Raw genomic sequence first — 26,395 nt, 5'->3', positions numbered from 1 at the left:
ATTGACGCTTAAACGAATCGATCTATAAGATTCGTTCTGCATCGGTGCGGTCCATCCCGCCATGACAATCACAAGGGGTTGGATCTACCGTGAACCGCCTTTCCTCGTAGCAGCAACGCCATGCCCCGGCTCCCCGTGGGGCCAGGGCCCTATCACTTCTGTCGCGCTATCCGCGCATTACGGAGCATGAGGGCTATGCGTACTTTCCCCCACCTGAAACAAGCGGCGCTGGCGGCTGCACTGACGGCCTCGTTGGCGTTCAGCGCCGGCGCGGCCGCCAAGACTTTCCACTGGTCTTATCAAGGCGACGCCACGTCGATGGACCCGATGGCGTTGAACGAGACGTTCACGCTGGGCTTCCAGGGCAACATCTACGAAACGCTGGCCGGTTATGACGGCAACCTGAAACTGACGCCGCTGCTGGCCGAGAGCTGGGAAAACCCGGAGCCCACCAAATGGGTCTTCAAGCTGCGCAAGGGCGTGAAGTTCCACGACGGCTCGCCGTTCACCGCCGATGACGTGATCTTCTCCTGGAAGCGCAGCCTGACGCCGGGCTCCGACATGAAGGGCTACGGCGCCAAGGCCTCCGACATCAAGAAGATCGACGACTACACCATCGAGGTCACCACCCCCACGCCCAACCCGATCCTGCCGCGCGAATGGGTGTTCCTCTACATCATGAGCAAGACGTGGTCGGAGAAGAACAAGACCACCGAGGCCACCAACGTCAAGGGCGACAACCAGGGCAACTACGCCAATCTCAACGCCAACGGCACCGGCCCGTTCATGCTGGTGTCGCGCCAGCCGGACGTAAAGACCGTGCTCAAGCGCTACGACGGCTACTGGAACAAGGACATCAAGACCAACGTCGACGAGGTCATCTTCCAGCCGATCACGCAGGAGGCCACGCGCGTGGCAGCGCTGATCTCGGGCGAGATGGACCTGGTGCAGCCGGTGCCGGTGCAGGACTGGAAGCGCCTGGAAGACGCCAAGGGCGTCAAGCCGCTGACCGCGCCCGAGGCCCGGGCCATCTTCATCGGCATGGACCAGGACCGCGACGAACTGCTGTTCTCGGACGTGAAGGGCAAGAACCCCTTCAAGGATCCCAAGGTGCGCGAAGCGGTGGTGCTGGCCGTGGACACCAAGGCCATCAACGAGAAGATCATGCGCAACGCGGCCAAGCCGCTGGGTTCGCTGATCGCCACTGCCATCAACGGCTACGACGAATCGTTCGGCGCGCCCTACAAGCCGGATCCGGAGCGCGCCAAGAAGCTGCTGGCCGAGGCCGGTTATCCGAAGGGCTTCACCGTCACCATGGACTGCCCCAACGACCGCTACGTCAATGACGAGAAGGTCTGCCAGGCGGTGGCCGGCATGCTGGCGCGCGTCGGCATCAAGATCAACCTGCTGGCGCAGACCAAGTCCAAGTACTTCGGCAAGATCCTGCTGCAGGCCGGCAACCAGACCAGCATGTACATGCTCGGATGGACGCCCAGCTCGACGGACGCGCACAACACGCTGCTGAACCTGGCCGCGTGCCGCGACGCCAAGACGGCGGCGGGCCAGTTCAACCTGGGCGGCTACTGCAACAAGAAGGTCGACGAGCTCACCGCCAAGATCGGCGTCGAGACCGACCAGGCCAAGCGCAACGCGATGATCAAGGAAGCCTTCGGCATCGTGCGCAGCGACTTCGGCTATCTGCCGCTGCACCAGCAGCCGATGTCATGGGGCGTGAAGGACAACATCAAGGTCATCCAGCGCGCCGACGACGTGCTCGACCTGCGCGACGTGGTCCTGCCGTAGTCCCCGGGCGCCGCGCCACGCCGCAGGGCGTGCGCGGCGCCGTGTTGATGCGACCCCCGCGACGGCGCCAGCCGTCCGGGCGCGCCCGGCCCAGCCCCGCTTGCCGCGACCGGCAACGCGCGGCCCGGCGTTATCCGACCAAGAGGGCATCAAACCATGCTTTCCTTTATTGCGCAGCGGCTGATCCAGTCGGTGCTGGTGATGTTGACGGTGGCGCTGATCGCGTTCTCCATGTTCCGCTATGTCGGCGATCCGATCGCCAGCATGGTGGGGCAGGACACCACGCCCGAGCAGCGCGAACAGTTGCGTGAACAGTTGGGCCTGAACGATCCCTTCGTGGTGCAGTACGCGCATTTCGTCGCCAACGCGGTGCGCGGCGACTTCGGCATTTCCTATCGCCATCGCCGGCCGGTCAGCGAACTGCTCGAAGAACGCCTGCCGGCCACGCTGGAGCTGTCGTTCGTCTCCGCCGTGATGGCGCTGGCGCTCGGCATCCCCATGGGCATCTACACCGCGCTCAAGCGCCACGGCGTGCTGTCCAAGACCTTCATGGCGATCTCGCTGGCCGGGATCTCGCTGCCCACCTTCCTCATCGGCATCCTGCTGATCCTGTTCTTCGGCGTGCAGTTGCGATGGCTGCCCAGCTTCGGGCGCGGCGACGTGGTCGGGCTGGGCTGGTGGACCACGGGCTTCCTGACCAAATCCGGCCTGCTGGCGCTGATCATGCCGGCCATCACGCTGGCGCTGTTCCAGATGACCCTGATCATGCGGCTGGTGCGCGCCGAGATGCTGGAGGTGCTGCGCGCCGACTTCATCAAGTTCGCGCGCGCCCGCGGCCTGCCGGAGCGGCTGATCAATTTCCGCCATGCGCTCAAGAACACCATGGTGCCGGTCATTACCATCACCGGCCTGCAACTGGGCTCCATCATCGCCTTCGCCATCATCACCGAAACGGTGTTCCAGTGGCCCGGCATGGGCCTGCTGTTCATCCAGGCCATCAGCATGGTGGACATCCCGGTGATGGCCGCCTACCTGGTGCTGATCGCCTTCATGTTCGTCGTCATCAACCTGGTGGTCGATCTGCTGTATTTCGCCGTCGACCCGCGCCTGCGCGTGCAGAGCAAATAAGGGAACCGCCTCATGAACGCCCGCATCGCTCCCTTCTTCGCGCGCGCCGCCGACAGCGACCTCTGGCACAGCTTCAAGCGCTCGCCCGGCGCCATCGTCGCCGCCGCCGTCACGCTGGCCATCCTGCTGGGCGCGCTGTTCGCGCCGGTGGTGGCGCCGCACAATCCGTTCGACCTGGCTTCCCTGAACATCATGGACGCCAACACCCCGCCAGCATGGCAGGAGGGCGGCAGCCCCGACTTCCTGCTCGGCACCGATGACCAGGGCCGCGACATCCTCTCGGCCGTGCTGTATGGCTCGCGCGTGTCGCTGCTGGTGGGCTTCGCCTCGGTGCTGTTCTCGATGGTCCTGGGCGTCACGCTGGGTCTCATCAGCGGCTACGCCGGCGGCCGCGTCGACAGCTTCATCATGCGCATCGCCGACGTGCAGCTATCGTTCCCCGCCATCCTGGTGGCGCTGCTGATCGACGGCGTGGCGCGCGGACTGCTGCCGCGCGACATGCACGACGAACTGGCCCTGTACGTGCTGATCTTCGCCATCGGCATCTCGGGCTGGGTGCAGTACGCGCGCACCGTGCGCGGCTCGACGCTGGTGGAACGCAACAAGGAGTACGTGCAGGCGGCAAGGCTGATCGGCATCGGCCCGGTCACCATCCTGCGCCGCCACATCCTGCCCAACGTCATGGGGCCGGTGCTGGTGATCGCCACCATCCACCTGGCGATCGCCATCATCACCGAAGCCACGCTGTCGTTCCTGGGCGTGGGCGTGCCGCCGACCGCGCCGTCGCTGGGCACGCTGATCCGCATCGGCAACAGCTATCTGTTCTCGGGCATGTGGTGGATCTCGATCTTCCCCGGCATCGCGCTGGTCGCGCTGGTGCTGTCGGTCAACCTGCTGGGCGACTGGCTGCGCGACGCGCTCAACCCCAAGCTGCGCTGAGGATGCCATGGCCCTGTTGAACATCGAAGACATCCGCATCGAATTCCCCAGCCGCCGCGGCACGCTGGTGGCGGTGGACGGCGTGTCGCTGTCGCTGGAGAAAGGCGAGATCCTGGGCGTGGTCGGCGAGTCCGGCGCCGGCAAGTCGACCATCGGCAACGCCGTGATCGGCCTGCTCGAAGCGCCCGGCCGTCTGGCCGGCGGCGCGGTGCTGCTGGACGGCGAACGCATCGACACCCTTACCCCGGCGCAGAAGCGCAAGGTGCGCGGACGCCGCATCGGCATGATCTTCCAGGATCCGCTGACCTCGCTCGACCCGCTGCAGACCGTGGAAAGCCAACTGGTCGAAACCATGCTGGTGCACCTGGACCTGACGCACGACCAGGCCAGGCAGCGCGCGGTGCAATTGCTGGCGCAGGTCGGCATCGACCAGCCCGAGCTGCGCGTTCAACAGTATCCGCACCAGTTCTCGGGCGGCATGCGGCAGCGCGTGGTGATCGCGCTGGCGCTGTGCTGCGAACCCGAGGTCATCATTGCCGACGAACCTACCACCGCGCTCGACGTGTCGATCCAGGCGCAGATCCTGGAGCTGCTGAAAAAGCTCTGCCGCCAGGAGCAGGTCGGCATGATCATCATCACCCACGACATGGGCGTGATCGCCGACGTCACCGACCGGGTGGCGGTGCTGTACCACGGCAAGCTGGTCGAGCAGGGCCCCACCGCCAAGATCCTGGGCGATCCCGATCATCCCTACACCCGCAGCCTGATCTCGGCCGTTCCGCGCCCGGACATCAAGCTCAAGCGCTTTCCGCTGGTCACCTACATCGAGGACGTCAAGACGCCGGCCAAGCCGCTCGACCTGGCCACCCACTGGCTCGGCCAGCGGCGCGACTTCGGCGCACGCGGCGAAGGCCCGCTGGTGCAGGTCCGGGACCTGAGCATGCGCTTCGTGCTAAAGAGCGCCTTGTTCAAGCGCAACCAGCGCACGCTGGATGCCGTCAAGCGCGTCAACTTCTCGATCGGCGAAGGCGAGGTATTCGGCCTGGTGGGCGAATCCGGTTCGGGCAAGTCCACCGTGGCGCGGCTGATCTCGGGCCTGTACACGCCCAGCGGCGGTTCGGTCACGTTCGGCGGCACCGACCTGACCGCGCTCAAGGGCGAAAAGCAGCTCAACCCGTTCCGGCGCCAGATCCAGATGATCTTCCAGGATCCGTTCTCGTCGCTCAACCCGCGGATGCGGGTGCTGGACATCGTGGCCGAGCCGATCCGCTTTCACAAGCTGGCGGCCAGCGAGGCCGAGACGCGCCGCGTGGTGGCGGACCTGCTCGACGTGGTCGGGCTGGGCGAGCGCGCCGCCGAGCGCTTCCCGCACGAGTTTTCCGGCGGCCAGCGCCAGCGCATCTGCATCGCGCGGGCGCTGGCCACGCGGCCGCGCTTTCTGATCTGCGACGAACCCACGTCGGCGCTGGACGTGTCGATCCAGGCCCAGATCCTGAACCTGCTCAAGGACCTGCAGGAACAACTCGGCCTGACCATGCTGTTCATCAGCCACGACCTGCCCGTGATCCGCCAGATGTGCGACCGCGTCGGCGTGATGCGCTACGGCGAACTGCTGGAGGTGGCGGACACCGAGGCGCTGTTCGAGCATCCGCAGCATCCCTACAGCCAGCACCTGCTGGGGCTGATGCCCCGCTTGCAATCCATGTCCCGCGAGGGACTGGAGGTGGAAGGCTGAGCCTCACCCACACGAGAAGGAGCGAGACATGAGTGCGTTGCCACAGACCCTGTTCATCGGCGGCAAGGTGTTCGACGGACATGGCGCAATGCTGCCGGGCCATGGCGTGCTGGTCGAGGGCAGGCAGGTCACGCGGGTGGCGCCGGCCGCCGAATTCAACGGCTTCGCCGGGCGGCGCATCGACACCACGGGCATGACGCTGATGCCCGGCATGGCCGACTGCCACGTGCACCTGGTCTACACCGGCGGCGCCGACCCGCAGACGCAGATGTCGAAACAAGGCCCGGCCCAGATTACGCTGACCGCGCTGGAGAACGCGCAAGCCGCGCTGCGCGGCGGCTTCACGGCGCTGCGCGATTGCGGCGGCAAGGACTACCTGGAATTCGGCGTGCGCGACGCCATTGCGCGCGGCGTGTTCCCGGGCCCGACCATCAAGGCCTCGGGGCGCATCATCTGCATGACGGGCGGCCACGGCAACCGCATCGGCCGCGTCGCCGACGGCTGCGAAGAAGTGGTGAAGGCGGTGCGCGAGCAGGTCCACGCCGGCTGCGACCTGGTCAAGATCATGGCCACCGGCGGCGTCATGACGCCGGGCGTGAGTCCGATGGATGCGCACTACAGCTTCGACGAAATGAAGGCGGGCGTGCACGAAGCCAAGCGCTTTCGCAAGAGCACCGCCAGCCATGCGCAAGGCACGCAGGGCATCCTGAACGCGGTGCGCGCCGGCATCGACTCGATCGAGCACGGCATCTTCATGGACGCGCAGTGCCTGGAGGAAATGCTCGCGGCCGAAACCTACCTGGTGCCGACCATCGCGGCCGTGCGCAACATCGTCGCCAACGCCGACAACGGCATTCCCGCCTATGCCGTGGAAAAGGCGCGCGCGGTGGAGCAGCGCCATCGCGAATCGATCCAGATGTACTACAAGGCCGGCGGACGCATCGCGCTGGGCACGGATGCCGGCACGCCGTTCAACCTGCATGGCGAGAACGCGATGGAGCTGGCCTACATGGTGGAATTCGGCATGACGCCGGTCGACGCCCTGATTGCCGCCACCTCGCGCGGCCATGACCTGATGGGCATGGCCGGTCACGGCGTGGTGGAGACGGGCGCCGTGGCGGACCTGCTGCTGGTGCGCGGCGACCCGACCGAGGACATCATGCGGGCCGCCGACAAGCGCTTCCATGTGGCGGTGCTGCGCAACGGCGACGTGGTGGCGGGCGCCTTGCCGGCCTGACGCGCTGCGCCCGCGAGTCGGGCGCAGGCTTTACTTCACGCCCCGCGACATCAGCCAGGCCAGGAAGGTCTCGAGCGGCATGCGCTCTCCATTGAAATCGACTTGGCCGCCCGCGTAGCTCAGGCTCGCCAGCAGCTTGCCGTCTTCCAGGCGCCCCCATTGACTGCCCACGATGCGGTCGCGCACGCCATCGGCCTGCCGGCGCGCGGCGTCGCGGGCGGCGGCCTCGGCCATGCCGTCGGCCTGCAGGCGCACGGCGATGAGGTCGGCCACGCTGGCAACCGGCACCGACAGCCGCGCGTCGAACTTGCGCACGGTCTCCTTGACCACCGCGGCCGGCGAGTGATTCCACAGCGTCGGCGCGGCCAGGCCCACCGCCAGTTGCAGCGTGGCGCTGCCGTTGGCGGTATCGATCTGCAACGGCGCCAGCGAGAAGCCGGGTTCGGCCAACAGAAACTTCATCACATGACCTGCCCCCACCATCTTGTCGCTCATACTGCCGCCGCCATCTTTCGTGGCCTCCATGGTGTCGCGGAACCCGCGAAACGACACCAGGTCCAGGTTGTGCGCCTCAGCCGCCAGGCGCAGGTTGGCCACCTGTCCGGCGCGGGTGTCGATGCCCGCCACCTGCACGGCCAGCTTGCCTTGCATGGCGCTGTCGGCGCCGCTGGCGTCAAGGTTCACCGCGACGTCACGCAGGGTGACCGGCTCGCCGTCGATCTCGGCGGTCCATTGCTTGAGGGTCGCACGGGTCGTGGCCACGCCCGTCTCGTCGCTGGCGCGGGTCGCGTCGTACCTTATCGCCAGGTCACGCATGGCCAACCGGCGCGTGTGGTTCGCGCCGTCTTTGATGAACGGCTCGAACAGGTCGGCCCGGTCCGAGCGGATCGTCACGACGGTGTGTTTGCCGCCGGCGGCAACGTCGGTCTGCAGCGTCAGGCCCGAGAAACTGAAGCGGGACTCGTCGCGCGCGCGCTCGACAGGCGCCAACGCCAGGGAAGCCGCGATGTCGCGGCCATACCCCGCCACGGCCTCGGCCGTCATCGGCACGCCGCCCTGCGCGGCGGCGAACCAGGTTTCCAGCGACGGCGTGGGCGCCAACTCGGCGCGGGCGGCGGCCATGGCCGGAAACAGATGGCCCTGCAACAGGCGGTACCGCGGGAACGGCCCGTGATCCAGGCGCACCACTATCTCGTAGTCGCGTCCCGTCGCGCCGGGGCCATCCTTGGCCAAGGGCTGCGCCTTCAGCCGATAGCGCGCTTGCGACGTGAACACGCCGCGTTCGTACGACAGTTGTTCGAACGACAGCGTCTCGCCCAGCTTCGCGCCGATCAGCCGCGCCTGCGCGTCGGCGCTTTCGGCCAACTGCGCCATGCCGCTCTCGAGCTGCTTGCCGGTGTACCAGGCCGTGCCTGTCCAGATCGCGCCCAATGCCAGCACGGTGCAACCCACCGCCACCCATTTCCGCATAATGTCCTTCCCGCTTCCCAATTGCGCCGGTCCCGCATGAACCGAAGCCGCCAGCATACGCCGCGCATGAAAAACGGGCTGCCGCGCCCTAAGGCGCCGCAGCCCGCGTGGGGCGCCGGCATCATGCCGGCGCCGGGGTCTTGCCCGCGCCTTAGCGCATACCGCCCATCGCGCCGCTCATGACCATCATCATGAACTGCTGCAGCGGCATCTTCTTGCCGTTGAAGTCCACTTGGCCGTCGGCGTAGTTGAGGTAGGAAACGATGTTGTCGTTTTCCGCCTTGGCCACGCCCATCGCCACCGCCATGGTGCCGACCATTTCGGCCTGGCCCTTGGCGGTCTGGACGGCGCGGTCGGCCGGCACGCCGCGCGTCTGCGGCTCGATCGCCATCAGGTCGGCCAGATTGGCCTTGGACAGGATCAGTTTGGCGTTGAGCTTGCGAATGGCTTCCATGGCCAGGTCGCTTGCCGGCTTGTCGGTCGAGGCCGGCTTGGCCAGGTCCACGTCCAGGTTGAAGGTCGAGGTGCCGTTGGCGGTGCGCACCTGCAGCGGCGACACCGACAGGCTGGGATTGCCGGCCAGCAGCAGTTCGACGTTGGTCTTCAGGATCTGCTGTTCTTCGGGCGTGAACTCGGAAGAACCCTCCTGGCCGCCGCTTTGCATCATGCGGCGCGACGAAGACTCGTACACGTCGTTCAGGGCCTTGAGCGCCTTGGGGTCCATGTTCTTCATGCCGATGGCCAACTGCAGGCCCGCCATGTCCTTTGCCTGGACGTTGATCATGCCAAAGTCCAGCACCATCTTGGCATTCACGCCGGTATCGGCCTCGGACAGGTCCACGGCAACGCTGGTGTCCTTGAGCAGCACCGGCGGCTTGGTCTGGGACGTGATGGTCCATTCCTTGAGGACCAGCTTCTGGCTGCCCATGGCCATGTCGTTCTTGCCCGGGGTCAGGTCGCTGTTGAGCGTGATGCCCTTGACCGCCATGCCCACGATATCGCTATCGCCGGCGGGGCCGGCCAGCGTCACGCCATCGCTCTTGAGCGCCAGCACGCCGTGCTTGGTGTTGGTGTCGAAGTCGACATCGGCCGCCATGCCGGCGAAGGTCAGCTTGGTCTTGTCGGTCGAGGCTTCGGCCGGGGCCAGGTTGAACGTGCCGGTGACCTGCTTGCCGTAGCTGACGCTATAGGCGCCCGTCAGCGGCGTGGCGCCCTTGGTGGCGGCGAACCAGCCCTTGACGGCCGGGGTCTCCTCGATCTGGAAGCGGCTCGCGACCATGGCCGGGGCCAGCTTGCCCGAGGCCAGGTTCGAGAACGGGAACGGGCCGTGCGACAGGTGTTCGACGAACTGGAGTTCACGCTCCTCGGCCGGCTTGCCATCCTTGGCGGGCAGCGTGAACTTGACGCGGTAGCGCTCGGTGGACGAGAACACGCCGCGCTCGAACGACATCAGTTCGATCACCGGCGTCACGCCCCACTTTTCACCGAACTTGCGCAGTTCGACGTTGCCGTCTTCGATCGACTGCTTCACGAACGCTTCGGCCTTCTGGCCGGTGTACCAGGCCGTGCCGGTCCAAATCGCACCCAGTGCAACGACCAGACCCGCTATTGCCGCCTTTTTCATAGCAACCCTTAATTCTTGTGTGATGGAGGTAAGCGATCGGATTATAGGGAGACCGGCTTAGGGATTACACTAATTTCGTACACGATTAGTGCAAAATGTTACGCAGCTATACCGCAGACCGTGTGCGCCACATGCCGCGGCGCCGCATCGGCTACAATGGCTTCGCGTGCTTTGCCAATCTGCACGCGTCCGCTAGGCACTTCGCCGCCAAGCTTCGCCCTCAGGGGCGCTTCCCTTTTCTCCTTATTCGTCCGCCTGGATTGGAGTCTCTCAACTTGAGCGACGGGCTGCCGCTGGAGTTGTTTTGACTACCTCTTCCTCTTTCGCCGACCTCGGGCTGGCCGATTCCCTGTTGCGCGCCATTGCCGATACCGGCTACACCGCGCCCACCCCCATCCAGGCCCAGGCGATTCCGCAGGTCCTCAAGGGCGGCGACCTGCTGGCCGCCGCCCAGACCGGCACCGGCAAGACCGCCGGCTTCACGCTGCCCATCTTGCATCTGCTGATGCAGCGCAAGCCGGAAGCCCGCAAGGCCGGCCGCCCGCGCTGCCTGATCCTGACGCCGACGCGCGAACTGACCGCGCAGGTGGCCGAATCGGTGCAGACCTACGGCAAGCACACCTCGCTGACGTCCATGGTGATGTTCGGCGGCGTCAACATCAACCCCCAGATCTCCGCCCTGCGCAAGCCGCTGGACATCCTGGTGGCCACCCCCGGCCGCCTGCTGGACCACTGCGGCCAGAAGACGGTCGACCTGTCCGGCGTCGAGATCCTGGTGCTGGACGAAGCCGACCGCATGCTCGACATGGGCTTCATCCGCGACATCCGCAAGATCCTGGCCCTGCTGCCCAAGCAGCGCCAGAACCTGCTGTTCTCGGCCACCTTCTCGGATGAGATCCGCGCGCTGGCGCGCGGCGTGCTGAACAACCCGGGCGAAGTCTCGGTCACCCCGCGCAACACCGCCACCGAACTGGTCACCCAGACGGTGCACCTGGTCGAACAGCACCACAAGCGCGACCTCATCAGCCACATCATCCGCGAAAGCGGCTGGCACCAGGTGCTGGTGTTCACGCGCACCAAGCACGGCGCCAACCGCCTGGCCGAAAAGCTGGTCAAGGACGGCCTGACCGCCGCCGCGATCCACGGCAACAAGAGCCAGTCGGCCCGCACCCGCGCGCTGGCCGGCTTCAAGGACGGCACCGTGACGGTGCTGGTGGCCACCGACATCGCCGCCCGCGGCCTGGACATCGACCAACTGCCCCAGGTGGTGAACTTCGAACTGCCCAACGTGCCGGAAGACTACGTTCACCGCATCGGCCGCACCGGCCGCGCGGGCGCCACCGGCGCCGCGGTCTCGCTGGTGGACAACAGCGAGATCAAGCTGCTCAAGGACATCGAGCGCCTGATCAAGAAGACCATCGAGCGCAAGCCGGTGGCCGACTGGACCCCGCCCGCCACCAGCGCCGCCGCCTTCGAACGCCAGGAACGCGACGAAGACTCGCGCCAGCCGCGTGGCGGTGGCGGCCGTAACGGCGGCCGCGGCGGCAACGCCGGCGCGCCCCGTTCGCGCCCGGCCAACGCCGCGCCGCGCAGCGCCAACGGCGGCCGCGCCCCGGCGCCGGCCCGTGCCGGCGGCGACAACCGCGGCGGCCAGGGCCAGCGCGATGGCAAGCCGTCCGACCGTCCGGCCCACGCCGGCCGCGGCGACGCCCGCCCGCAGCAGAACCACCGCCGTCCCGAAGGCAGCGCCCGCCCCGCCGGCAACGGCAACGCCGGCCGCCCGGCCGGCGCCCCGCGCGCCGCGCTGCTCTCCAAGTAATATCAGCGGCATACCTGTTACTGCGACCCACGGACCCGCGCCATCATGCCCCTTTCCACCTGGTTGACGTTCTTCCTGGCCTCCTGGGCCATTTCGTTCTCGCCCGGCGCGGGGGCCATCTCCGCGATGTCCTCCGGACTGAAGTACGGCTTTGCCCGCGGCTACTGGAACACGGCCGGCCTGATCCTGGGCATCCTGTTCCAGTTCGTGGTGGTCGCGGTCGGCCTGGGCGCGGTGCTGGCCACCTCCGAGATGGCCTTCAACGTGGTCAAGTACCTCGGCGTCGCCTACCTGATCTACCTGGGCGTGCGCCAGATCCGCACGGACGCCGCGCCGGTCGCGGTCGATGCCGGCGATCCCAAGCAGGCCTCGATCCGCGAGCTGGTGATGCGCGGCTTCCTGATCAACACCATGAACCCCAAGGGCACGGTGTTCCTGCTGGCCGTGGTGCCGCAGTTCGTCGACACCGCCTTGCCGCTGACGCCGCAGTACGCGGCGCTGGCGGGCACGCTTGCCTTCACCGACCTGGTGGCGATGGGCGTGTACACGCTGCTGGCGGCGCGCGTGCTGCGCCTGCTGCGCGATGCCAAGCACATCCGCTGGATGAACCGCACCTTCGGTTCGCTGTTCATCCTGGCCGGCGTGTTCCTGGCGTCGTTCCGCCGCCATTCCTGAATTTCCACGCGCGGGGCATGCGCCAGCAACGGCGCGTGCCCCGCTTGTTTCGATGCACGATACCGGACCGCGCCGGGCTGAAGCCGCGGCGTCAGGTTGAATCCTCCGATCATGAACATCCCACAAGAAGTAGCGCGGCGCCGTACCTTCGCCATCATTTCCCACCCTGACGCGGGCAAGACCACGCTGACCGAAAAGCTGCTGCTGTTCGCAGGCGCGATCCAGATCGCCGGCAGCGTCAAGGCGCGCAAGGCCTCGCGCCACGCGTCCTCCGACTGGATGGAAATCGAAAAGCAGCGCGGCATTTCGGTGGCCTCGTCGGTGATGCAGATGGAATACCGCGACTGCGTCATCAACCTGCTCGACACCCCGGGCCACCAGGACTTCTCGGAAGACACCTACCGCGTGCTGACGGCGGTCGACGCCGCGCTGATGGTGATCGACGCGGCCAGCGGCGTCGAACCGCAGACCATCCGCCTGCTGCAGGTCTGCCGCGCGCGCAACACGCCCATCATCACGTTCATCAACAAGATGGACCGTGAAGTGCGCGAACCGCTCGAGCTGCTGTCGGAAATCGAAGGCCACCTGGGCATGGACGCCGTGCCGTTCTCGTGGCCGGTGGGCATGGGCAAGGCCTTCGGCGGCGTGTTCGATATCCGCCGCGACCGCATGCGCGTGTTCCGCCCCGGCCAGGAGCGCCGTTCGGACAACGACGACTTCATCGAAGGCCTGACCAACCCCGAGATCGCGCGCCGTTTCGGCTCGGCCTTCGACCAGGCCAGCGGCGAGATCGAGCTGATCAATGAAGCCGCGCCTGCGTTCGACCGCGACCAGTTCCTGGCGGGCAAGCAGACCCCGGTGTTCTTCGGCTCGGCCATCAACAACTTCGGCGTGCAGGAAGTACTGGACGCGCTGGTCGAGCAGGCCCCGCCTCCCGGCCCGCGCGTCGCGCTGCAACGCGAAGTGCAGCCCGAGGAACCCAAGTTCACTGGCGTCGTGTTCAAGGTGCAGGCCAACATGGATCCGGCTCACCGCGACCGCGTCGCCTTCGTGCGCGTGAGCTCCGGCCGCTTCGAGCGCGGCATGCGCCTGAAGGTCGCGCGCACCAACAAGGAAATGCGCCCCAACAACGTGGTGTCGTTCCTGTCGCAACGCCGCGAACTGCTGGACGAGGCCTATGCCGGCGACGTGATCGGTATTCCCAACCACGGCGTGCTGCAACTGGGCGACGTGCTGACCGAAGGCGAAACGCTGCAATTCACCGGCCTGCCGTTCTTCGCGCCGGAACTGTTCCAGGCCGTCGAAGTGAAGGACCCGCTGCGCACCAAGCAGTTGCGCACCGGCCTGACGCAGTTGGGTGAAGAGGGCGCCATCCAGGTGTTCCGCCCCGAGGCCGCCGGCGGCTCGCTGCTGCTGGGCGCGGTCGGACAGCTTCAGTTCGAAGTGGTGGCCCACCGCCTCAAGACCGAGTACGGCGTGGACGCCCGGATGATGCCTTCGCGCTACACAATGGCACGTTGGATTACCTCTGATAACCCCAAGGCGCTGCGCAAGTTCATGGATGCCAATGCCGCCCATATCGCCTATGATGTGGTCGATGCGGCGGCGTTTTTGATCAGTTCCCCCGCGCAGTTGCGCGTGGCCGAGGAACTGTATCCGGATGTGAAATTCCACGCCATGCGCGAGCACGGCGGCAAGGTTTTCGGAGACAAGGCGTAGACCCGTTCGGGTACCGCACGGCAGATTGAGGGTAGCAATGTCTTGGCGTTTATTATTCGCAACGCTCCTGCTGGCGCTTGGCGCGTCGGCGTGGGGCGGTATTCAATTGGGTGACTGGCTGGTGGCGCATGCGCCGCAGGCCGCGCCCGCGCCCGGCCAGGATGCGGCCGCGTCGCAGCAGCCCGTGCTCGATGCCAACGGGCGCCCCTACGTGGCGCAGCCGCCGCAGCCGCGCATCGATGGCACGCTCGGCGTGCCAGACAAGCCGGCCGACCGCGAGTGGGCCATCAATACCGTCTCGCTGTTCGACACCGTCAGCGATCCCGCCGTGAAGATCTCGCGCGAGCGCATCAGCCAGGACCAGGCCCGCGAAATCGCCGCCGCCTCGCAAGTGCCGCTGCCGCAAGGCACGTCAGACGTCAGCACGCTCGACCTGCAGGCGCCGGGCACCGGCACCGCCGTCAATGGCGGGCAGGGCCAGGCCCCGGGGCAGCAGGCGGCTGGCTATGGCAATACGCAAATGGTGCAGGCGCCGCCCCCGCCCAATTCGTCGCCCGCCCCCGGCGCGCCCGGCTGGCAGGATGCGCTCAAGCGCGAACTGGCCCACTGTGCCACGCAGGGCTTCTTCGAGCGCCCCTCGTGCTCGTGGGCGGCCCGCAACAAATACTGCGGTCCGAACCGGGCCTGGGGCACGATGGCCGAATGCCCGGCGCGGCCGCAATAAGCCGCATCGTCCGGATCGCGCCACCCGCGATCACCCAAAAAAATGGCGCCCCGAGGGGCGCCATTTTCATGCCGGGCCGATCGATCAATCGGGCACGGACATCTGGCTTTGCAGGTAGTTCTGCAGGCCGACCTTGTCGATCAGGTCGATCTGGGTTTCCAGATAGTCGATGTGCTCTTCGGTATCGTCCAGGATGTCCTGGAACAAGTCGCGCGAAACATAGTCGCGCACCGATTCGCAATAGGCGATGGCTTCCTTCACGGTGGCCTGGGCGCCTTGCTCCAGCTTCAGGTCACAGGCCAGCAGTTCCGGCACGTCCTCGCCGATCAGCAGCTTGTGCAGGTCCTGCAGGTTGGGCAGGCCGTCGAGCATGAAGATGCGCGCGATCAGGCGATCCGCATGCTTCATTTCGCCGATGGATTCTTCGTACTCGTGCTTGCCCAGCTTGTCGAAACCCCAGTGGTTCAACATGCGCGCATGCAGGAAGTATTGGTTGATCGCCGTCAGCTCGTTGGTCAGTTGCTTGTTCAGGAACTGGATGACGGTTTTGTCGCCTTTCATGATGGACTCCTTGCAGTCAGACGCGACGCGCACTGCATCGCGACAAGAAGCGCACGATGCCGCGAGTACGCAACCCCGGCAGACTAACATCGGCTGCGGGGCCGCGCCTAGCCTTGGCGCGCATTTGGTAAACCGCTTTACGAGCGCTACAAGAAAGCGACAGACGAATGAGAATGAGTATGCGTGCGCGATGTCCTGCGGGCAATGCATCGCGGTTTCGCGGGCTGGGCGGACACGAGCGGCACATTTGCCCCGGCATTTCAAGCACGCGGCATCGCGTGAATGGTGCGATAACGCCTTGAATCTATCGGACCGTTCCCACAGCGAGTCGCGTTGTGCGAACCCAACCCTGGCGACCGCATGTGCGTTGCGCGCGCAACGCACATGCGGCCATCGCAGAGCAAGGTGCGCGCGGTGTAACGGCGCCTAGGCGGCGCGCCGCGTCGCCAGCCAGATGCCGAACGCGATCGGCACGATGCCCAGCAGGTCGAGCCACGACACCGATTCACGCAGCACCACCCAGCCGAACAGCAGGCCCAGCGGCGGCATCAGGAAATGCAGCGCGCTGGCCGCGGTGGCGCTGGCGCGGCCCAGGATCATGAACCAAAGGTAGTAGCCGCCAATGGACACCGCCACGATCATGTAGGCCATGCTCCAGAACAGGCTGGCCGTCATGCGCGCGTCGCTGATGTTCTCGTGCAGCAGCGCCACCGGCATCAGCGCCACCGCCCCGGCCAGCGACTGGATGCCCGTCGCCATCCACAGGCCGGTGGTGGGCTTGAGGCGTTTGTAGAGCAAGGTACCAGCCACCAGCGCCACCAGGCCGCCCGTCACCAGCAAGGTGCCATGCAGGTCCTCCTGCATACCCGACAGGCGCGAGCGCAGCACCAGGGCCACCCCCGCCAGGCCCATGCACAGCCCGAGCATCTTGCGCCAACCCAGCCGTTCACCCAGCACGGGCCCGGCCAGCACCCCGATCAACAGCGGATTGGTGCTGATCAGCACCGCGGTGAATGCGGACGACACCGTCGTCATGCCACTCCAGCTCAGTCCCAAATAGGCCGCGTTGTTCAGCACGCCCAGCAACACCAGCGCCGCCAGGTCGCGGCCGGCGGGCCGAGCCCAACGGCCGCTGGCCGCGGCCACGCCGAGCATCAGGGCGCCGGCGATCAGGAAGCGGATGGTCAGCAGGGTCAGCGGCGGACAGTCGCGCACCGCGATCTTGGCCGCCGCGAACGCCGAGCTCCACAGGAAACAGAATGCCGCGATGGGCGCCCAGGCCACCCCCATCGGCGCGTCGGCGGGCAGGGCGGTGGCGGGCAAAGTCGATGACGCCTTCATGGCAGCAGGTCCGGGCAAAGGAAGATGAGCCCATTCTGGGCGCGGCCCTATCCATTGACAAACGCTTTATTTGGATCAAAAGTATTTGAAAAACCGATGCAAAGGCGCCTCCCATGCTCGATCTCGATCTATTGCACAGCTTTGTCTCCGTCGTCGACGCGGGCGGCTTCACCCGCGCCGGCGAACGGGTGCACCGCAGCCAGTCCACCGTGAGCCAGCAGATCCGCAAACTCGAGGAGACGCTCGAATGCACGCTGTTCGTGCGCGAAGGCCGCCAGGTCCACCTGACCGAGGACGGCGAACGCCTGCTGGGCTACGCGCGCCGCATGCTGGCGCTGTCCACCGAGGTGCGCGAAGCGGTCAGCGGCCGCAAGCGGGTGGAGGTGATCCGGCTGGGCATCCCCGACGATTTCGCGGCGGACACACTGACGGCCATCGTGGCGCAGTTCGCCCGCGCCCGGCCGGCGGTCAGGCTGTCGGTGCGCTGCGACCTGACCGTGGCCCTGACGCGCGGCCTGGAACGCGGCGACCTCGATCTGGCGTTGCTCAAGCGCGAACCCGGCGCCGGTCCGGCGCTGACGACCTGGCCGGAACACCTGCACTGGATCGCCGGCTCGCATGCGCTGCCCGCCAGCACCGAACCGGTGCCGCTGGTGGCTTTCCCGCAGGGCTGCATCTACCGCAACCGCGCCATCCACGCACTGGAACGCGCCGGACGGCGCTGGCGCATCGCTTACGAAAGTCCCAACCTGATGGGAATCCAGGCCGCGCTGGCGGGAGGATTGGGGGTGGCCTTGCTGGAACGCCGCTGCATCGCCGCCGGCCATCGGCTGGTCGACGACATGCTGCCGCCGGTGCCGCCGTCCGAACTGGCGCTATGCCTGTCGGAGCCGGCGCGCGAGCCGGTGCGCCAGTTGGCGGGGATGATCAGGGATTTTTGTGAAACGGAAACACAACGGCTTGCAGGGCTGGGCCTGCAAGCCGTGGCAGGTGGCGACGCCGCTCAGGCGACGGCGACCTGGATGACCGGATAGCTGCTGTTCGCCGCGGACGCGCCCGGCTCGGCCATGGTGGCCGGCGGGTTGACCGGAACGGCGATCGAGCGCACATCGCACACGCTGGAGCAGCGGCCGCCCGGCAGGTATTCGGCGGCGGTGGCCGCGCAGCAGCCGCAGCACGTGGCCACGCCCAGCTCGAACTGCAGGTCGGAAAGCGACGTCGCGCCCGCGTCCACGCTGGCGCGGACTTGGCGTTCGGTGATGGCATTACATACGCAAATGTACATGAGAATAATTATCGAGATTTATTCCTGCAATGGCAAGTACTCAGCGTAAATAATTTGCAACCATGCCGCCGCCTAACCCATTGAAATAAGGGACGTTTTTCCGCTGAAACGTCCCTTATTTCATCGCGCCGCGGCCTGCGCTTTGCGCAGCGCGGCCGGCGCGATCCGCAGCGCTTCGCGGTATTTCGCGACCGTACGACGGGCGATGACGATGCCCTGGTCGGCCAGCTTTTCCATGATCTGGCTGTCCGACAACGGCTTGGCGCGGTTCTCCTCGGCCACCATCTGGCGGATGAAGGTCTGCACCGCCGTGGCCGAAGTGGCGTCGCCGCCGTCGGTCGACACTCCCGCCCCGAAGAAGCGCTTGAGCTCCAGCGTGCCAAACGGAGTGAGCATGTACTTCTGTGTCGTGGCGCGCGAAATCGTGGATTCGTGCAGACCCAGTTCGCCCGCGATGTCCTTCAGGATGAGCGGCCGCATGGCCGCCGGCCCCTGGCTGAAGAAGGCGGTCTGACGGTCCACGATGGCCTGGGCCACCCGCAGGATCGTGTCGAAGCGCTGTTCGACGTTGCGGATCATCCACTTGGCCTGCTGCAGTTGCGCCTGCAGGCCGGCGTGGGCCGATTCCTTCTGGTTGCCCAACATCTGCGCGTACAAACCGTTGATCTGCAGGCGCGGCACGGCGGCGCTGTTCAGCGTCACCTGCCAGCCGCGACGGGTCTTGCGCACGATCACGTCGGGCACGGCGTAATCGGCCGCCGGCACCGTCCAGGCGCGGCCGGGCCGCGGCTCAAGCCGCAGGATCAGGGCGTGGGCGACGCGCAGGGTCGCCTCGTCGCAACCGACCGCCGCGCACAGGCGGGCATTGTTGCCGGTGGCCAGCAACGCCAGATGCTGGGCGCAGATGAGACGGGCGCAAGCCAGCGCCTTCGGGTCGGCGGCCTCCGGCAGCCGCGTCAGGTCCGGGTTGCGCAGTTGCAACAAGAGGCAGTCGGACATGTCGCGGGCGCCGATGCCGGGCGGATCGAACGACTGCAGCAGCGACAGCGCGGCGCGCAGTTCATCCAGGTCCGGCTCCATCTCGGCGGGCAGCCAGCCCAGGATTTCCTCCAGCGGCGAGCCCAGATAGCCGTTCTCGTCCAATTCGTCGATCAGCAACGCGGCCAGCGCGGCATCGCGCGGCGCCGCGCGCGTCAGCACCAGTTGGCCCAGCAGGTGTTCGCGCAGGGTATCGGGCCGGGCGGCCTCGGGGAGGCTGGAATCGTCATCGGGGTAGACCCCGCCCGAACCCGGCATTTCCTCCACCGGCGTGTCGCGTTCGGGCGCGGGCTCGTCGTCCTGCACCGACGATTCACGCTCGGATTCGGCCTGCGTTTCGGCCGATGAGGGTTCATCGTCGCGTTCCAGCAACGGATTATCGGCGAGCACCTGCGAGATTTCCGCCTCGAGGTCGAGCGTGGACAGCTGCAGCAACCGGATGGATTGCTGCAGTTGAGGGGTCAGCGTCAGATGCTGGCCGGGCCGCAGTTCTAAAATAGGACGGGTCATAGGTACAATATTTTGCATGATGAATCAGACTTCGCCCGCACGCGTTCGCCAGGATTGCCGACTTATCGGCCAGACCCTGCTCAAACTGGCGCTTCCCCGACTTCTCGTGCGCGCGATCGTGATCGCCGTTGCCGTGATCGTCTGGTATCTCGCCGCCTCCTGGATCCTGGATTTCGGCAAGCGCATCAACTACGAATTCCTGCATTCACTGGGCCAACCCACCATGGACATGGTGCAGAAGGTCAATCCATACATCTGGTGGGTCGTCGCCGGCATCTGGACCCTGATCGTCTTCTTCATCCTGCGCGCCTGGCTGTCGGCCAGCCTGGCTTCCGGCCGCGCCACCCCCGTGAGCACGGGCGTGCTGGCCGACCTGGCGCCACAGCTCTCGCAGGAGTCGCTGGGCGTACTGCGCTGGACGTGGGGCACCCGCGAGGAACCCTTCACCGTCGGCGACCTGCACCGCTCGCTGTCGGAAATCCGCCACAACCGCATCGGCAAGATCGCCATGGTGGCCGAACAGACCGACATTCTCGACGGCGCGGCCGCCAAGCCGTCGCGCGACGATCGCGATGACGGCCGCCGTAACGACGACCGCCGCGATGCCCGCGACAGCCGCGAACCCCGCTACATCGAGCCGCGCATCGGCGGCCCGGCCCGCTGAACCGGCGCGCACCGCCATCCGACCGATGATCCAGGCCGCCGCGAGGCGGCCTGGTTGTTTCAGTCCCCTGCCAGCCGGGCTCCCCTATACTGGCCCTCCAGGCTCGCGCAACCGCGGCCGCGCACCTTTAAAACCAGACCAAGCCGATTGCAGAGACCAGTCGGATGCGCGGCCAGCCCCTGGAGTTGCTTTACATGTTCCGTACCCCCGTCCGGTATGCCGCCGGCCTTCTGCTGGCCTGCTCGGCCGCCTTCGTCGCCGCCCCGGCATCCGCCGCCTGGCCCGACAAGCCCATCACGTTCGTCGCGCCCTTCAGCGCCGGCGGCGCCAACGACCTGGTCGCCCGCATCATCGCCAAGGCGGTGGGCACGACCCTGAACCAGCCCGTCATCGTCGAAAACCGTCCCGGCGCCGGCGGCGTGGTCGGCGCCGCGCACGTCGCGCGCAGCGCGGCCGACGGCTACACCTACCTGGTGGGCAGCAACGGCACCGTCACCAACAGCCTGATCCGCTCGGACCAGCCCTACAAGGACGAAGAACTGACCCCCGTCGCGCTGCTGTCGATCACGCCGTCGGTGATCGTGGCCAACCCGTCGAACCCCGCCAAGGACCTGAAGGACTTCGTCGAACGCGCCAAGCAGGCCAAGACCGACCGTATCACGTTCTCGACCGCCGGCAACGGCAGCACGCCGCATTTCGTGGCCGAGATGGTCAAGGAAGCCACCGGCCTGCCGGTCGAGCCGATCGCCTACAAGAGCGGCTCGGAAGGCGTGACCGCGGTGATCGGCAAGCAGGTCGACGCCACCTCGGAAGCCAGCATCGTCACGCTGCCGCTGGTGCAGAGCGGCAAGCTCAAGGCCCTGGCCACCACCTGGGACAAGCGCATGGCGAGCGCGCCCGACATCCCCACCACCGCAGAGTTGGGTTTCCCCGCCATCCGCATCGGCCACTGGGCCGGCCTGTACGCGCCCGCCGGCACGCCCGCCGACGTGCTCGACAAGATGAACGCGGCCGTCGAGAAATCGCTGCAGACCAAGGAAGTGCAGGACGCGCTGCGCCAGAGCAGCATCGAGCCGGGCGGCGGTTCCCGCGCCAGCTTCGTCGAGTTCGCCAAGAGCGAGCGCGAGCGCCTGGGCCAGGTGGTCAAGAACGGCCACATGCAGACGCAATAACGCGTGTGACGCCAGCCGGGGACGGATCGTCCCCGGCTTTTTTTATCGCCTTCCCGATTGCGCTGTCCGCAAAAGTATGTTTGACTAGCAACCTATGGCCGCTTACCGCACCTCCCTCGCGATTGCCACCGGACGCTCCGCCGCTCCGGTTGCCGGCCTGCGCGCTCGTACCGCCTTCATCGCGCTATCGCTATACCTACCGATCGGTTGCCGGGCCTAGTGTCCCCGTGGTAGCTCGGCAGCCACGCTTGCCACACGCGAATTCCCTTTTTCAAAACTGAATCTTGCGCCGCGCGAATGCGGCCAACCCTGGCATCAGGCCGCCATCCGGCCGCATGCCGGCCGAGGAAACCGATCCCGGGATTCACAAGAAACCGATCGAGGTGTAGTGATGATGCTTGCCAACCCCGCCGCCAAATACGTCCCCTTCACGCCGTTCGCTCGCGACTTTTCCGAGCGCACCTGGCCCAGCCGCCGCATCACGCAGCCGCCGATCTGGATGAGCACCGACCTGCGCGACGGCAACCAGGCCCTGATCGAGCCGATGAGCGTCGAGCGCAAGCTCCGCTTCTTCGAGCAACTGGTCAAGATCGGCTTCAAGGAAATCGAAGTGGGTTTCCCGTCGGCCTCGCAGACCGACTTCGATTTCGTGCGCAAACTCATCGACGAAAAGCGCATCCCCGACGACGTCACCATCATCGTGCTGACGCAGTCGCGTGAGGACCTGATCAGCCGCACGGTGGAATCGGCCGCCGGCGCCAAGCAGGCCATCGTCCACCTGTACAACGCCTGCGCCCCGGCGTTCCGCAAGGTCGTGTTCAACATGACCAAGGACGAGATCAAGAACATCGCCACGACCGGCACGCGCCTGGTCAAGCAGTACATGGCCAAGCACCCGGAAACCAAGTGGCGCTACCAGTACTCGCCCGAAGTCTTCAGCACGACCGAACCCGAATTCGCGCTGGAAGTCTCGAACGCCGTGGCCGACGTATGGGAGCCCACGCCGGACTGCAAGATGGTGCTGAACCTGCCCGCCACCATCGAAGCCACCACGCCGAACATGTACGCAGACCAGATCGAGTGGATGCACAAGAACCTGGCGCGCCGCGACAGCATCGTGCTGAGCGTGCATCCGCACAATGACCGCGGCACCGCCGTGGCCGCCGCCGAATTCGCCGTGATGGCAGGCGCCGACCGCATCGAAGGCTGCCTGTTCGGCAGCGGCGAGCGCACCGGCAACGTCGACCTGGTCACGCTGGCCCTGAACCTCTACACCCAGGGCGTGCACCCGGGCCTGGACTTCTCGGACATCGACGAAGTGCGCCGCTGCGCCGAGTACTGCAACCAGTTGCCCGTGCACCCGCGCCACCCGTATGCCGGCGACCTGGTCTTCACGGCCTTCTCCGGTTCGCACCAGGACGCCATCAAGAAGGGCTTCGCGCAGCAACAGCCCGACGCCGTGTGGGAAGTGCCGTACCTGCCGATCGACCCGGCCGACCTCGGCCGCAGCTACGACGCCGTGATCCGCGTCAACAGCCAGTCGGGCAAGGGCGGCGTGTCCTACCTGCTCGAACAGGAACACGGCCTGGTGTTGCCGCGCCGCCTGCAGATCGAATTCAGCCGCGCCATCCAGCGCGTCACCGACGAAACCGGCCGCGAAGTCACCGCCGACGACGTGCACACCATCTTCAACCGCGAGTACCTGGAGCAGAAGGCCCCGTGGAAACTGGTGCGTCACCGCATCGACGGCAATCCGGCCGCCGGCGAAGGCCAGCACTTCAGCATCGAGGCCGAGCTCGAGTACAACGGCGAACGCCGCATCGTGACGGGCAAGGGCGATGGCGCCATTTCGGCCTTCGTGGCCGCGCTGGACGTGCCCGTGCGCATCATGGACTACCACGAGCACGCCATCGGCACCGGCACCGACACCCGCGCCGCCTCCTACGTGGAACTGCGCGTGGGCGATTCGAGCACGGGCTTCGGCGTGGGCATCGACCGCGACATCGTGACGGCCTCGTTCCAGGCCGTGCTGAGCGCGGTGAACCGCCACATCAACGCCGGCGCCGTCACCACCGAACAGGAAGCCGCCGAGGCCGCGTGATCCGCCGCCAAGCCGCGGGCGTGGCGGTTACCGCCGCCGCGTCCCCCGCGCGCTTCTTACGGTGAAGCCGCTCCGCACAAACAAAGCCCGCCTTTATCCGGCGGGCTTTCTTCTTTTGCGCGACGCATTCGACCGCGCCACCACAGGCGCAGCGGGTCGGGTCAACCGCGCGGCCACATGTCGGAGGCGCCGATGTCGGGCTCGCGCGCGGCCAGCAGCCGCTCGTGGATCCAGGCGGCGATCGCCACGGTGCGGTGGTCGTCGTAGCGTTTGCCGATCAGTTGCAGGCCCACCGGCAGGCCCTGCGGGCCGGTGGCGAACGGCAGGTTCAGGCACGGCAGGCCGAACAGGGTCCAGGCGCGCGAGAACTGCGGATCGCCCGTGCCGAGGTCGGCGAACGGCGCCTCGCCGCTGGCCGCGGGCGCCAGCAGCACGTCGTACTTGTCGAACCAGCCGTCCACCCGCGCGCGCGATTCCGCGGCGCGCGCCAGATTCTTGATGTGCTCCTCGGCGGAGATCTGCGCGCCGGCCTCAAGAATCGCCTGGATCTTGGGGCTGAGCTGCGCGGCGTGTTCCAGCCGTTCGTAGGCCAGCGACTGTGAAGATTCGAACGCCATGATGTCCGCGTGCAGTTGCACCAGCATGCAATGCTCGGGCGGCAGCGGCACCTCTTCGACATGGGCGCCGGCGCGCGACAGCGTGGCGGCGGCCTGGGCGAAGGCTTCCTTGGTTTCCGACTGGGCGTGGCGCCATTGCAGGCTGCGGTACATGCCGATGCGCGGCTTGGCGTCGTAGCTCAGGTTCAGCAGGCGCGGATCGCGCATCAGGACCGAAGCGAACAGGGCCACATCCGGCACCGAGCGGGCAAAGCCGCCCACGGTGTCGAGCGATTCGGCCAGGCTCTTCACGCCGGCGCGAGGGATCGCGCCGAACGTGGGCTTGTAGCCGACGATGCCGCAATACGAAGCGGGGCGGATGATGGAACCCGCGGTCTGCGAGCCCAGCGCGAACGGCACCATGTCGTCGGCCACCGCCGCGGCCGAGCCGCTGGAGGAGCCGCCGGGCGTGTAGGCCTCGTTGCGCGGATTGCGCGTCGGGCCGGCCTGGTAGGTGGCGAATTCGGTGGTGACGGTCTTGCCGATCACGATGGCGCCGGCATGGCGGCACAGCGCCACGGCGGCCGCGTCCAGCCCGGGATGGTGGCGCTCGTAGATGGGAGACCCGTAGCGGGTGGGCAAGTCGACGGTGTCGAACAGGTCCTTGACGCCGATCGGCAGGCCATGCAGCGGGCCGCGCAGGGGGCTGCGATCCAGGGCTTCCGCGTGATCCAGGGCAGCCTGCTTTTGCAGCGCCGTCCAGGCATGGATGGTGTTTTCGCGTTGCTCGATGCGCGCAAAGCAGGCTCGCACCAATTGCACCGCGGTCAATTCGCGCCGTTGCAGCTTGCGCGCCGCTTCAAGCGCGCCAAGTCTGTTTAAGGCAGTAGACATGATCCTTTCCTCTATCCCGGTGCCGCGCGATATGCGCGGTACTGACTTCCGCACCCGGTCCCCTTGACCCTGGGGTTTGTCCCGATACGGGACGCAGCATGATGCGCGCCCGTCATGACAAACCCAGCCATTGTGCGCGCCGCGTCAATTGGGAAAACCACTGAAAAAACCAGGTTTTCACAGGGATTTCGAGGCACGCCGCGCCTTGGCCTTATGTTGTTGCGTTGTTATCAGCATAGCGCAAACGGGTGCAACACAAAGGTCATATTTGTCTTGTAAGATGAAAACGTTTTCAGCAAACCGGCAGCAATGTAGCCATGGCGTCGCGCGCATCGCCCCGCTTTTCCATCATCGAAGTGGCCCGCAAGGCGGGGGTTTCCCCCGCCACGGTTTCGCGCGCGTTCAACCAGCCCGAAATCGTTCATCCGGATACGCTGGCGCACATCCGCGCCATCGCCAAGCGCGCGGGCTTCCGGCCCAATCGCGTCGGCCGCAGCCTGCGTTCGGGCAGCACCCGCACGATCGGATTGATTCTGCCGACGCTGTCCAATCCGGTATTCGCCGAGTGCTTCGAGGGCGCCGAACGGCGCGCCCGCGAGTCCGGCTACAGCGTGATGCTGACCGCCACCGGCTATGACCCGGCGGTGGAATCGGCCGCGGTCCAGGGCCTGATCGACCACCAGGTCGACGGCCTGATCCTGACGGTGGCCGACGCGGCCCGCAGCGCCACGCTGGACGACCTGGACAGCGCCGGCATGCCCTACGTGCTGGTCTACAACGAATCCACCGACCACCCCTATGCCTCGGTCGACAATCGCGCGGCCGCCATCGACATGGTGTCGCACCTGGCGGCGCTGGGACATCGCCGCATCGCCATCGTGACCGGCCCGCTGACGGCCTCCGATCGTGCCCGCCGCCGCCTGTCGGGCGCGCGCGCCTGCGCCAAGAAGCTGGGACTGGAACCGATCCAGCACATCGCCATGGGTTCGCACACCGGCAGCGATGCCGAGGCGCTCAAGTCCGCATTGCGCGGCAAGCAGGCGCCGACGGCGCTGTTCTGCTCCAACGACCTGCTGGCCACCGCGGTGATTGCCGATCTGGTGGCGTTAGGTTTGTCGGTTCCGTCCGATATTTCCGTCTGCGGCTTCGACGGCATGCGCTTCGGCGCCTTGCTGACGCCGCCGCTGACCACGGTGGCGCAACCCAGCGACGGCATCGGCCAGGCAGCCTGCTCCAACCTGCTGGCGCAGATCCACGGCCAGCCGCCCCAATCCAATCGCCTGCCGCACTGCATCGTGGTCGGCGGCACCGCGGCGCCGGTGCGCCGCTGAACTTCATCCACAAAAATAACGATCGAGAC

21 protein-coding genes are annotated in these 26,395 nt (G+C 66.7%); 14 read left to right on the top strand and 7 right to left on the bottom strand.

All coding sequences use genetic code 11. From position 1 onward, the window contains the following. Positions 1 to 195 precede the first annotated feature (195 nt). The 5 genes from ACUDCK_RS00790 to ACUDCK_RS00770 all read left to right on the top strand — a co-directional run bounded on the left by ACUDCK_RS00790 (position 196) and on the right by ACUDCK_RS00770 (position 6,842). Entirely contained in the window at positions 196 to 1,803 is a 1,608-nt protein-coding gene (locus ACUDCK_RS00790; RefSeq protein WP_064527542.1) for an ABC transporter substrate-binding protein, read from the top strand. Positions 1,804 to 1,959: 156 nt separating this feature from the next. Further along, positions 1,960 to 2,931: an ABC transporter permease gene (locus tag ACUDCK_RS00785; RefSeq protein WP_024067408.1), complete on the top strand. Its 972-nt coding sequence runs from the start codon at positions 1,960 to 1,962 to the stop codon at positions 2,929 to 2,931. Between the two features lie 12 nt (positions 2,932 to 2,943). Continuing rightward, positions 2,944 to 3,870, top strand: coding sequence for an ABC transporter permease (locus tag ACUDCK_RS00780; protein ID WP_054503759.1), 927 nt, complete (start codon positions 2,944 to 2,946; stop codon positions 3,868 to 3,870). Positions 3,871 to 3,877: 7 nt separating this feature from the next. Continuing rightward, positions 3,878 to 5,605, top strand: coding sequence for an ABC transporter ATP-binding protein (locus ACUDCK_RS00775; RefSeq protein ID WP_054503760.1), 1,728 nt, complete (start codon positions 3,878 to 3,880; stop codon positions 5,603 to 5,605). Between the two features lie 28 nt (positions 5,606 to 5,633). Then, on the top strand, positions 5,634 to 6,842 hold the full coding sequence (locus ACUDCK_RS00770) for a metal-dependent hydrolase family protein (RefSeq protein ID WP_175167276.1): 1,209 nt from the start codon (positions 5,634 to 5,636) through the stop codon (positions 6,840 to 6,842). 30 nt (positions 6,843 to 6,872) lie between these two features. Here the strand turns inward: ACUDCK_RS00770 and ACUDCK_RS00765 are convergent, their stop codons facing one another. Together ACUDCK_RS00765 and ACUDCK_RS00760 are read right to left on the bottom strand one after the other, a co-directional pair. After that, a complete protein-coding gene (locus ACUDCK_RS00765; protein ID WP_244976886.1) occupies positions 6,873 to 8,312 on the bottom strand; it encodes a YdgA family protein in 1,440 nt (479 codons plus the stop codon). A gap of 151 nt (positions 8,313 to 8,463) precedes the next feature. After that, complete coding sequence (locus tag ACUDCK_RS00760; RefSeq protein WP_054503762.1) at positions 8,464 to 9,936, bottom strand: YdgA family protein; 1,473 nt, start codon at positions 9,934 to 9,936, stop codon at positions 8,464 to 8,466. Positions 9,937 to 10,240: 304 nt separating this feature from the next. Between ACUDCK_RS00760 and ACUDCK_RS00755 the strand changes: the two genes are divergently transcribed. From ACUDCK_RS00755 to ACUDCK_RS00740, 4 genes are all read left to right on the top strand, one after another. Then, positions 10,241 to 11,755 (top strand): DEAD/DEAH box helicase, encoded by a 1,515-nt coding sequence (locus ACUDCK_RS00755; RefSeq protein ID WP_175167278.1) that lies wholly within the window; start codon positions 10,241 to 10,243, stop codon positions 11,753 to 11,755. Positions 11,756 to 11,800: 45 nt separating this feature from the next. Then, positions 11,801 to 12,430: a LysE family translocator gene (locus tag ACUDCK_RS00750; RefSeq protein WP_049070507.1), complete on the top strand. Its 630-nt coding sequence runs from the start codon at positions 11,801 to 11,803 to the stop codon at positions 12,428 to 12,430. A 111-nt stretch (positions 12,431 to 12,541) separates the two neighbouring features. Beyond that, positions 12,542 to 14,149, top strand: coding sequence for a peptide chain release factor 3 (locus ACUDCK_RS00745; RefSeq protein ID WP_175167279.1), 1,608 nt, complete (start codon positions 12,542 to 12,544; stop codon positions 14,147 to 14,149). Positions 14,150 to 14,186: 37 nt separating this feature from the next. Next, positions 14,187 to 14,873, top strand: a complete 687-nt coding sequence (locus tag ACUDCK_RS00740) for a hypothetical protein (protein ID WP_006386994.1) — start codon at positions 14,187 to 14,189, stop codon at positions 14,871 to 14,873. A gap of 84 nt (positions 14,874 to 14,957) precedes the next feature. Here ACUDCK_RS00740 and bfr read toward each other — a convergent pair whose 3' ends face one another. After that, complete coding sequence (bfr, locus tag ACUDCK_RS00735; RefSeq protein ID WP_006386993.1) at positions 14,958 to 15,434, bottom strand: bacterioferritin; 477 nt, start codon at positions 15,432 to 15,434, stop codon at positions 14,958 to 14,960. A 426-nt stretch (positions 15,435 to 15,860) separates the two neighbouring features. Next, the gene (locus ACUDCK_RS00730) at positions 15,861 to 16,775 is read right to left on the bottom strand and encodes a DMT family transporter (protein WP_175167280.1); all 915 of its coding nucleotides are present in this window, start codon (positions 16,773 to 16,775) and stop codon (positions 15,861 to 15,863) included. Positions 16,776 to 16,888: 113 nt separating this feature from the next. Between ACUDCK_RS00730 and ACUDCK_RS00725 the strand changes: the two genes are divergently transcribed. Beyond that, positions 16,889 to 17,809 (top strand): LysR substrate-binding domain-containing protein, encoded by a 921-nt coding sequence (locus ACUDCK_RS00725; RefSeq protein WP_064522601.1) that lies wholly within the window; start codon positions 16,889 to 16,891, stop codon positions 17,807 to 17,809. Here the strand turns inward: ACUDCK_RS00725 and ACUDCK_RS00720 are convergent. Together ACUDCK_RS00720 and rpoN are read right to left on the bottom strand one after the other, a co-directional pair. Then, complete coding sequence (locus ACUDCK_RS00720; protein WP_049070497.1) at positions 17,779 to 18,060, bottom strand: (2Fe-2S)-binding protein; 282 nt, start codon at positions 18,058 to 18,060, stop codon at positions 17,779 to 17,781. The genes ACUDCK_RS00725 and ACUDCK_RS00720 overlap by 31 nt on opposite strands. Before the next feature lie 120 nt (positions 18,061 to 18,180). Next, positions 18,181 to 19,608, bottom strand: a complete 1,428-nt coding sequence (rpoN, locus tag ACUDCK_RS00715; protein ID WP_443609987.1) for an RNA polymerase factor sigma-54 — start codon at positions 19,606 to 19,608, stop codon at positions 18,181 to 18,183. A 16-nt stretch (positions 19,609 to 19,624) separates the two neighbouring features. Here rpoN and ACUDCK_RS00710 point away from each other — a divergent pair, with 16 nt between their 5' ends. The 3 genes from ACUDCK_RS00710 to leuA all read left to right on the top strand — a co-directional run bounded on the left by ACUDCK_RS00710 (position 19,625) and on the right by leuA (position 23,545). Next, the gene (locus ACUDCK_RS00710) at positions 19,625 to 20,272 is read left to right on the top strand and encodes a hypothetical protein (RefSeq protein ID WP_054504383.1); all 648 of its coding nucleotides are present in this window, start codon (positions 19,625 to 19,627) and stop codon (positions 20,270 to 20,272) included. Positions 20,273 to 20,466: 194 nt separating this feature from the next. Next, a complete protein-coding gene (locus ACUDCK_RS00705; protein WP_064522604.1) occupies positions 20,467 to 21,444 on the top strand; it encodes a tripartite tricarboxylate transporter substrate binding protein in 978 nt (325 codons plus the stop codon). 391 nt (positions 21,445 to 21,835) lie between these two features. After that, the gene (gene leuA / locus ACUDCK_RS00700; protein ID WP_054504382.1) at positions 21,836 to 23,545 is read left to right on the top strand and encodes a 2-isopropylmalate synthase; all 1,710 of its coding nucleotides are present in this window, start codon (positions 21,836 to 21,838) and stop codon (positions 23,543 to 23,545) included. Between the two features lie 161 nt (positions 23,546 to 23,706). On the opposite strand, the gene ACUDCK_RS00695 is transcribed toward leuA, so the two are convergent. Next, entirely contained in the window at positions 23,707 to 25,035 is a 1,329-nt protein-coding gene (locus tag ACUDCK_RS00695) for an amidase (protein ID WP_445659284.1), read from the bottom strand. A 317-nt stretch (positions 25,036 to 25,352) separates the two neighbouring features. Here ACUDCK_RS00695 and ACUDCK_RS00690 point away from each other — a divergent pair, with 317 nt between their 5' ends. Then, on the top strand, positions 25,353 to 26,366 hold the full coding sequence (locus tag ACUDCK_RS00690) for a LacI family DNA-binding transcriptional regulator (protein ID WP_054419491.1): 1,014 nt from the start codon (positions 25,353 to 25,355) through the stop codon (positions 26,364 to 26,366). Positions 26,367 to 26,395: the final 29 nt, after the last annotated feature.

The organism is Achromobacter sp. CF-sbj1-Ac2-l (assembly GCF_052698165.1).
This window is presented reverse-complemented; position numbering and strand designations above follow the sequence as displayed.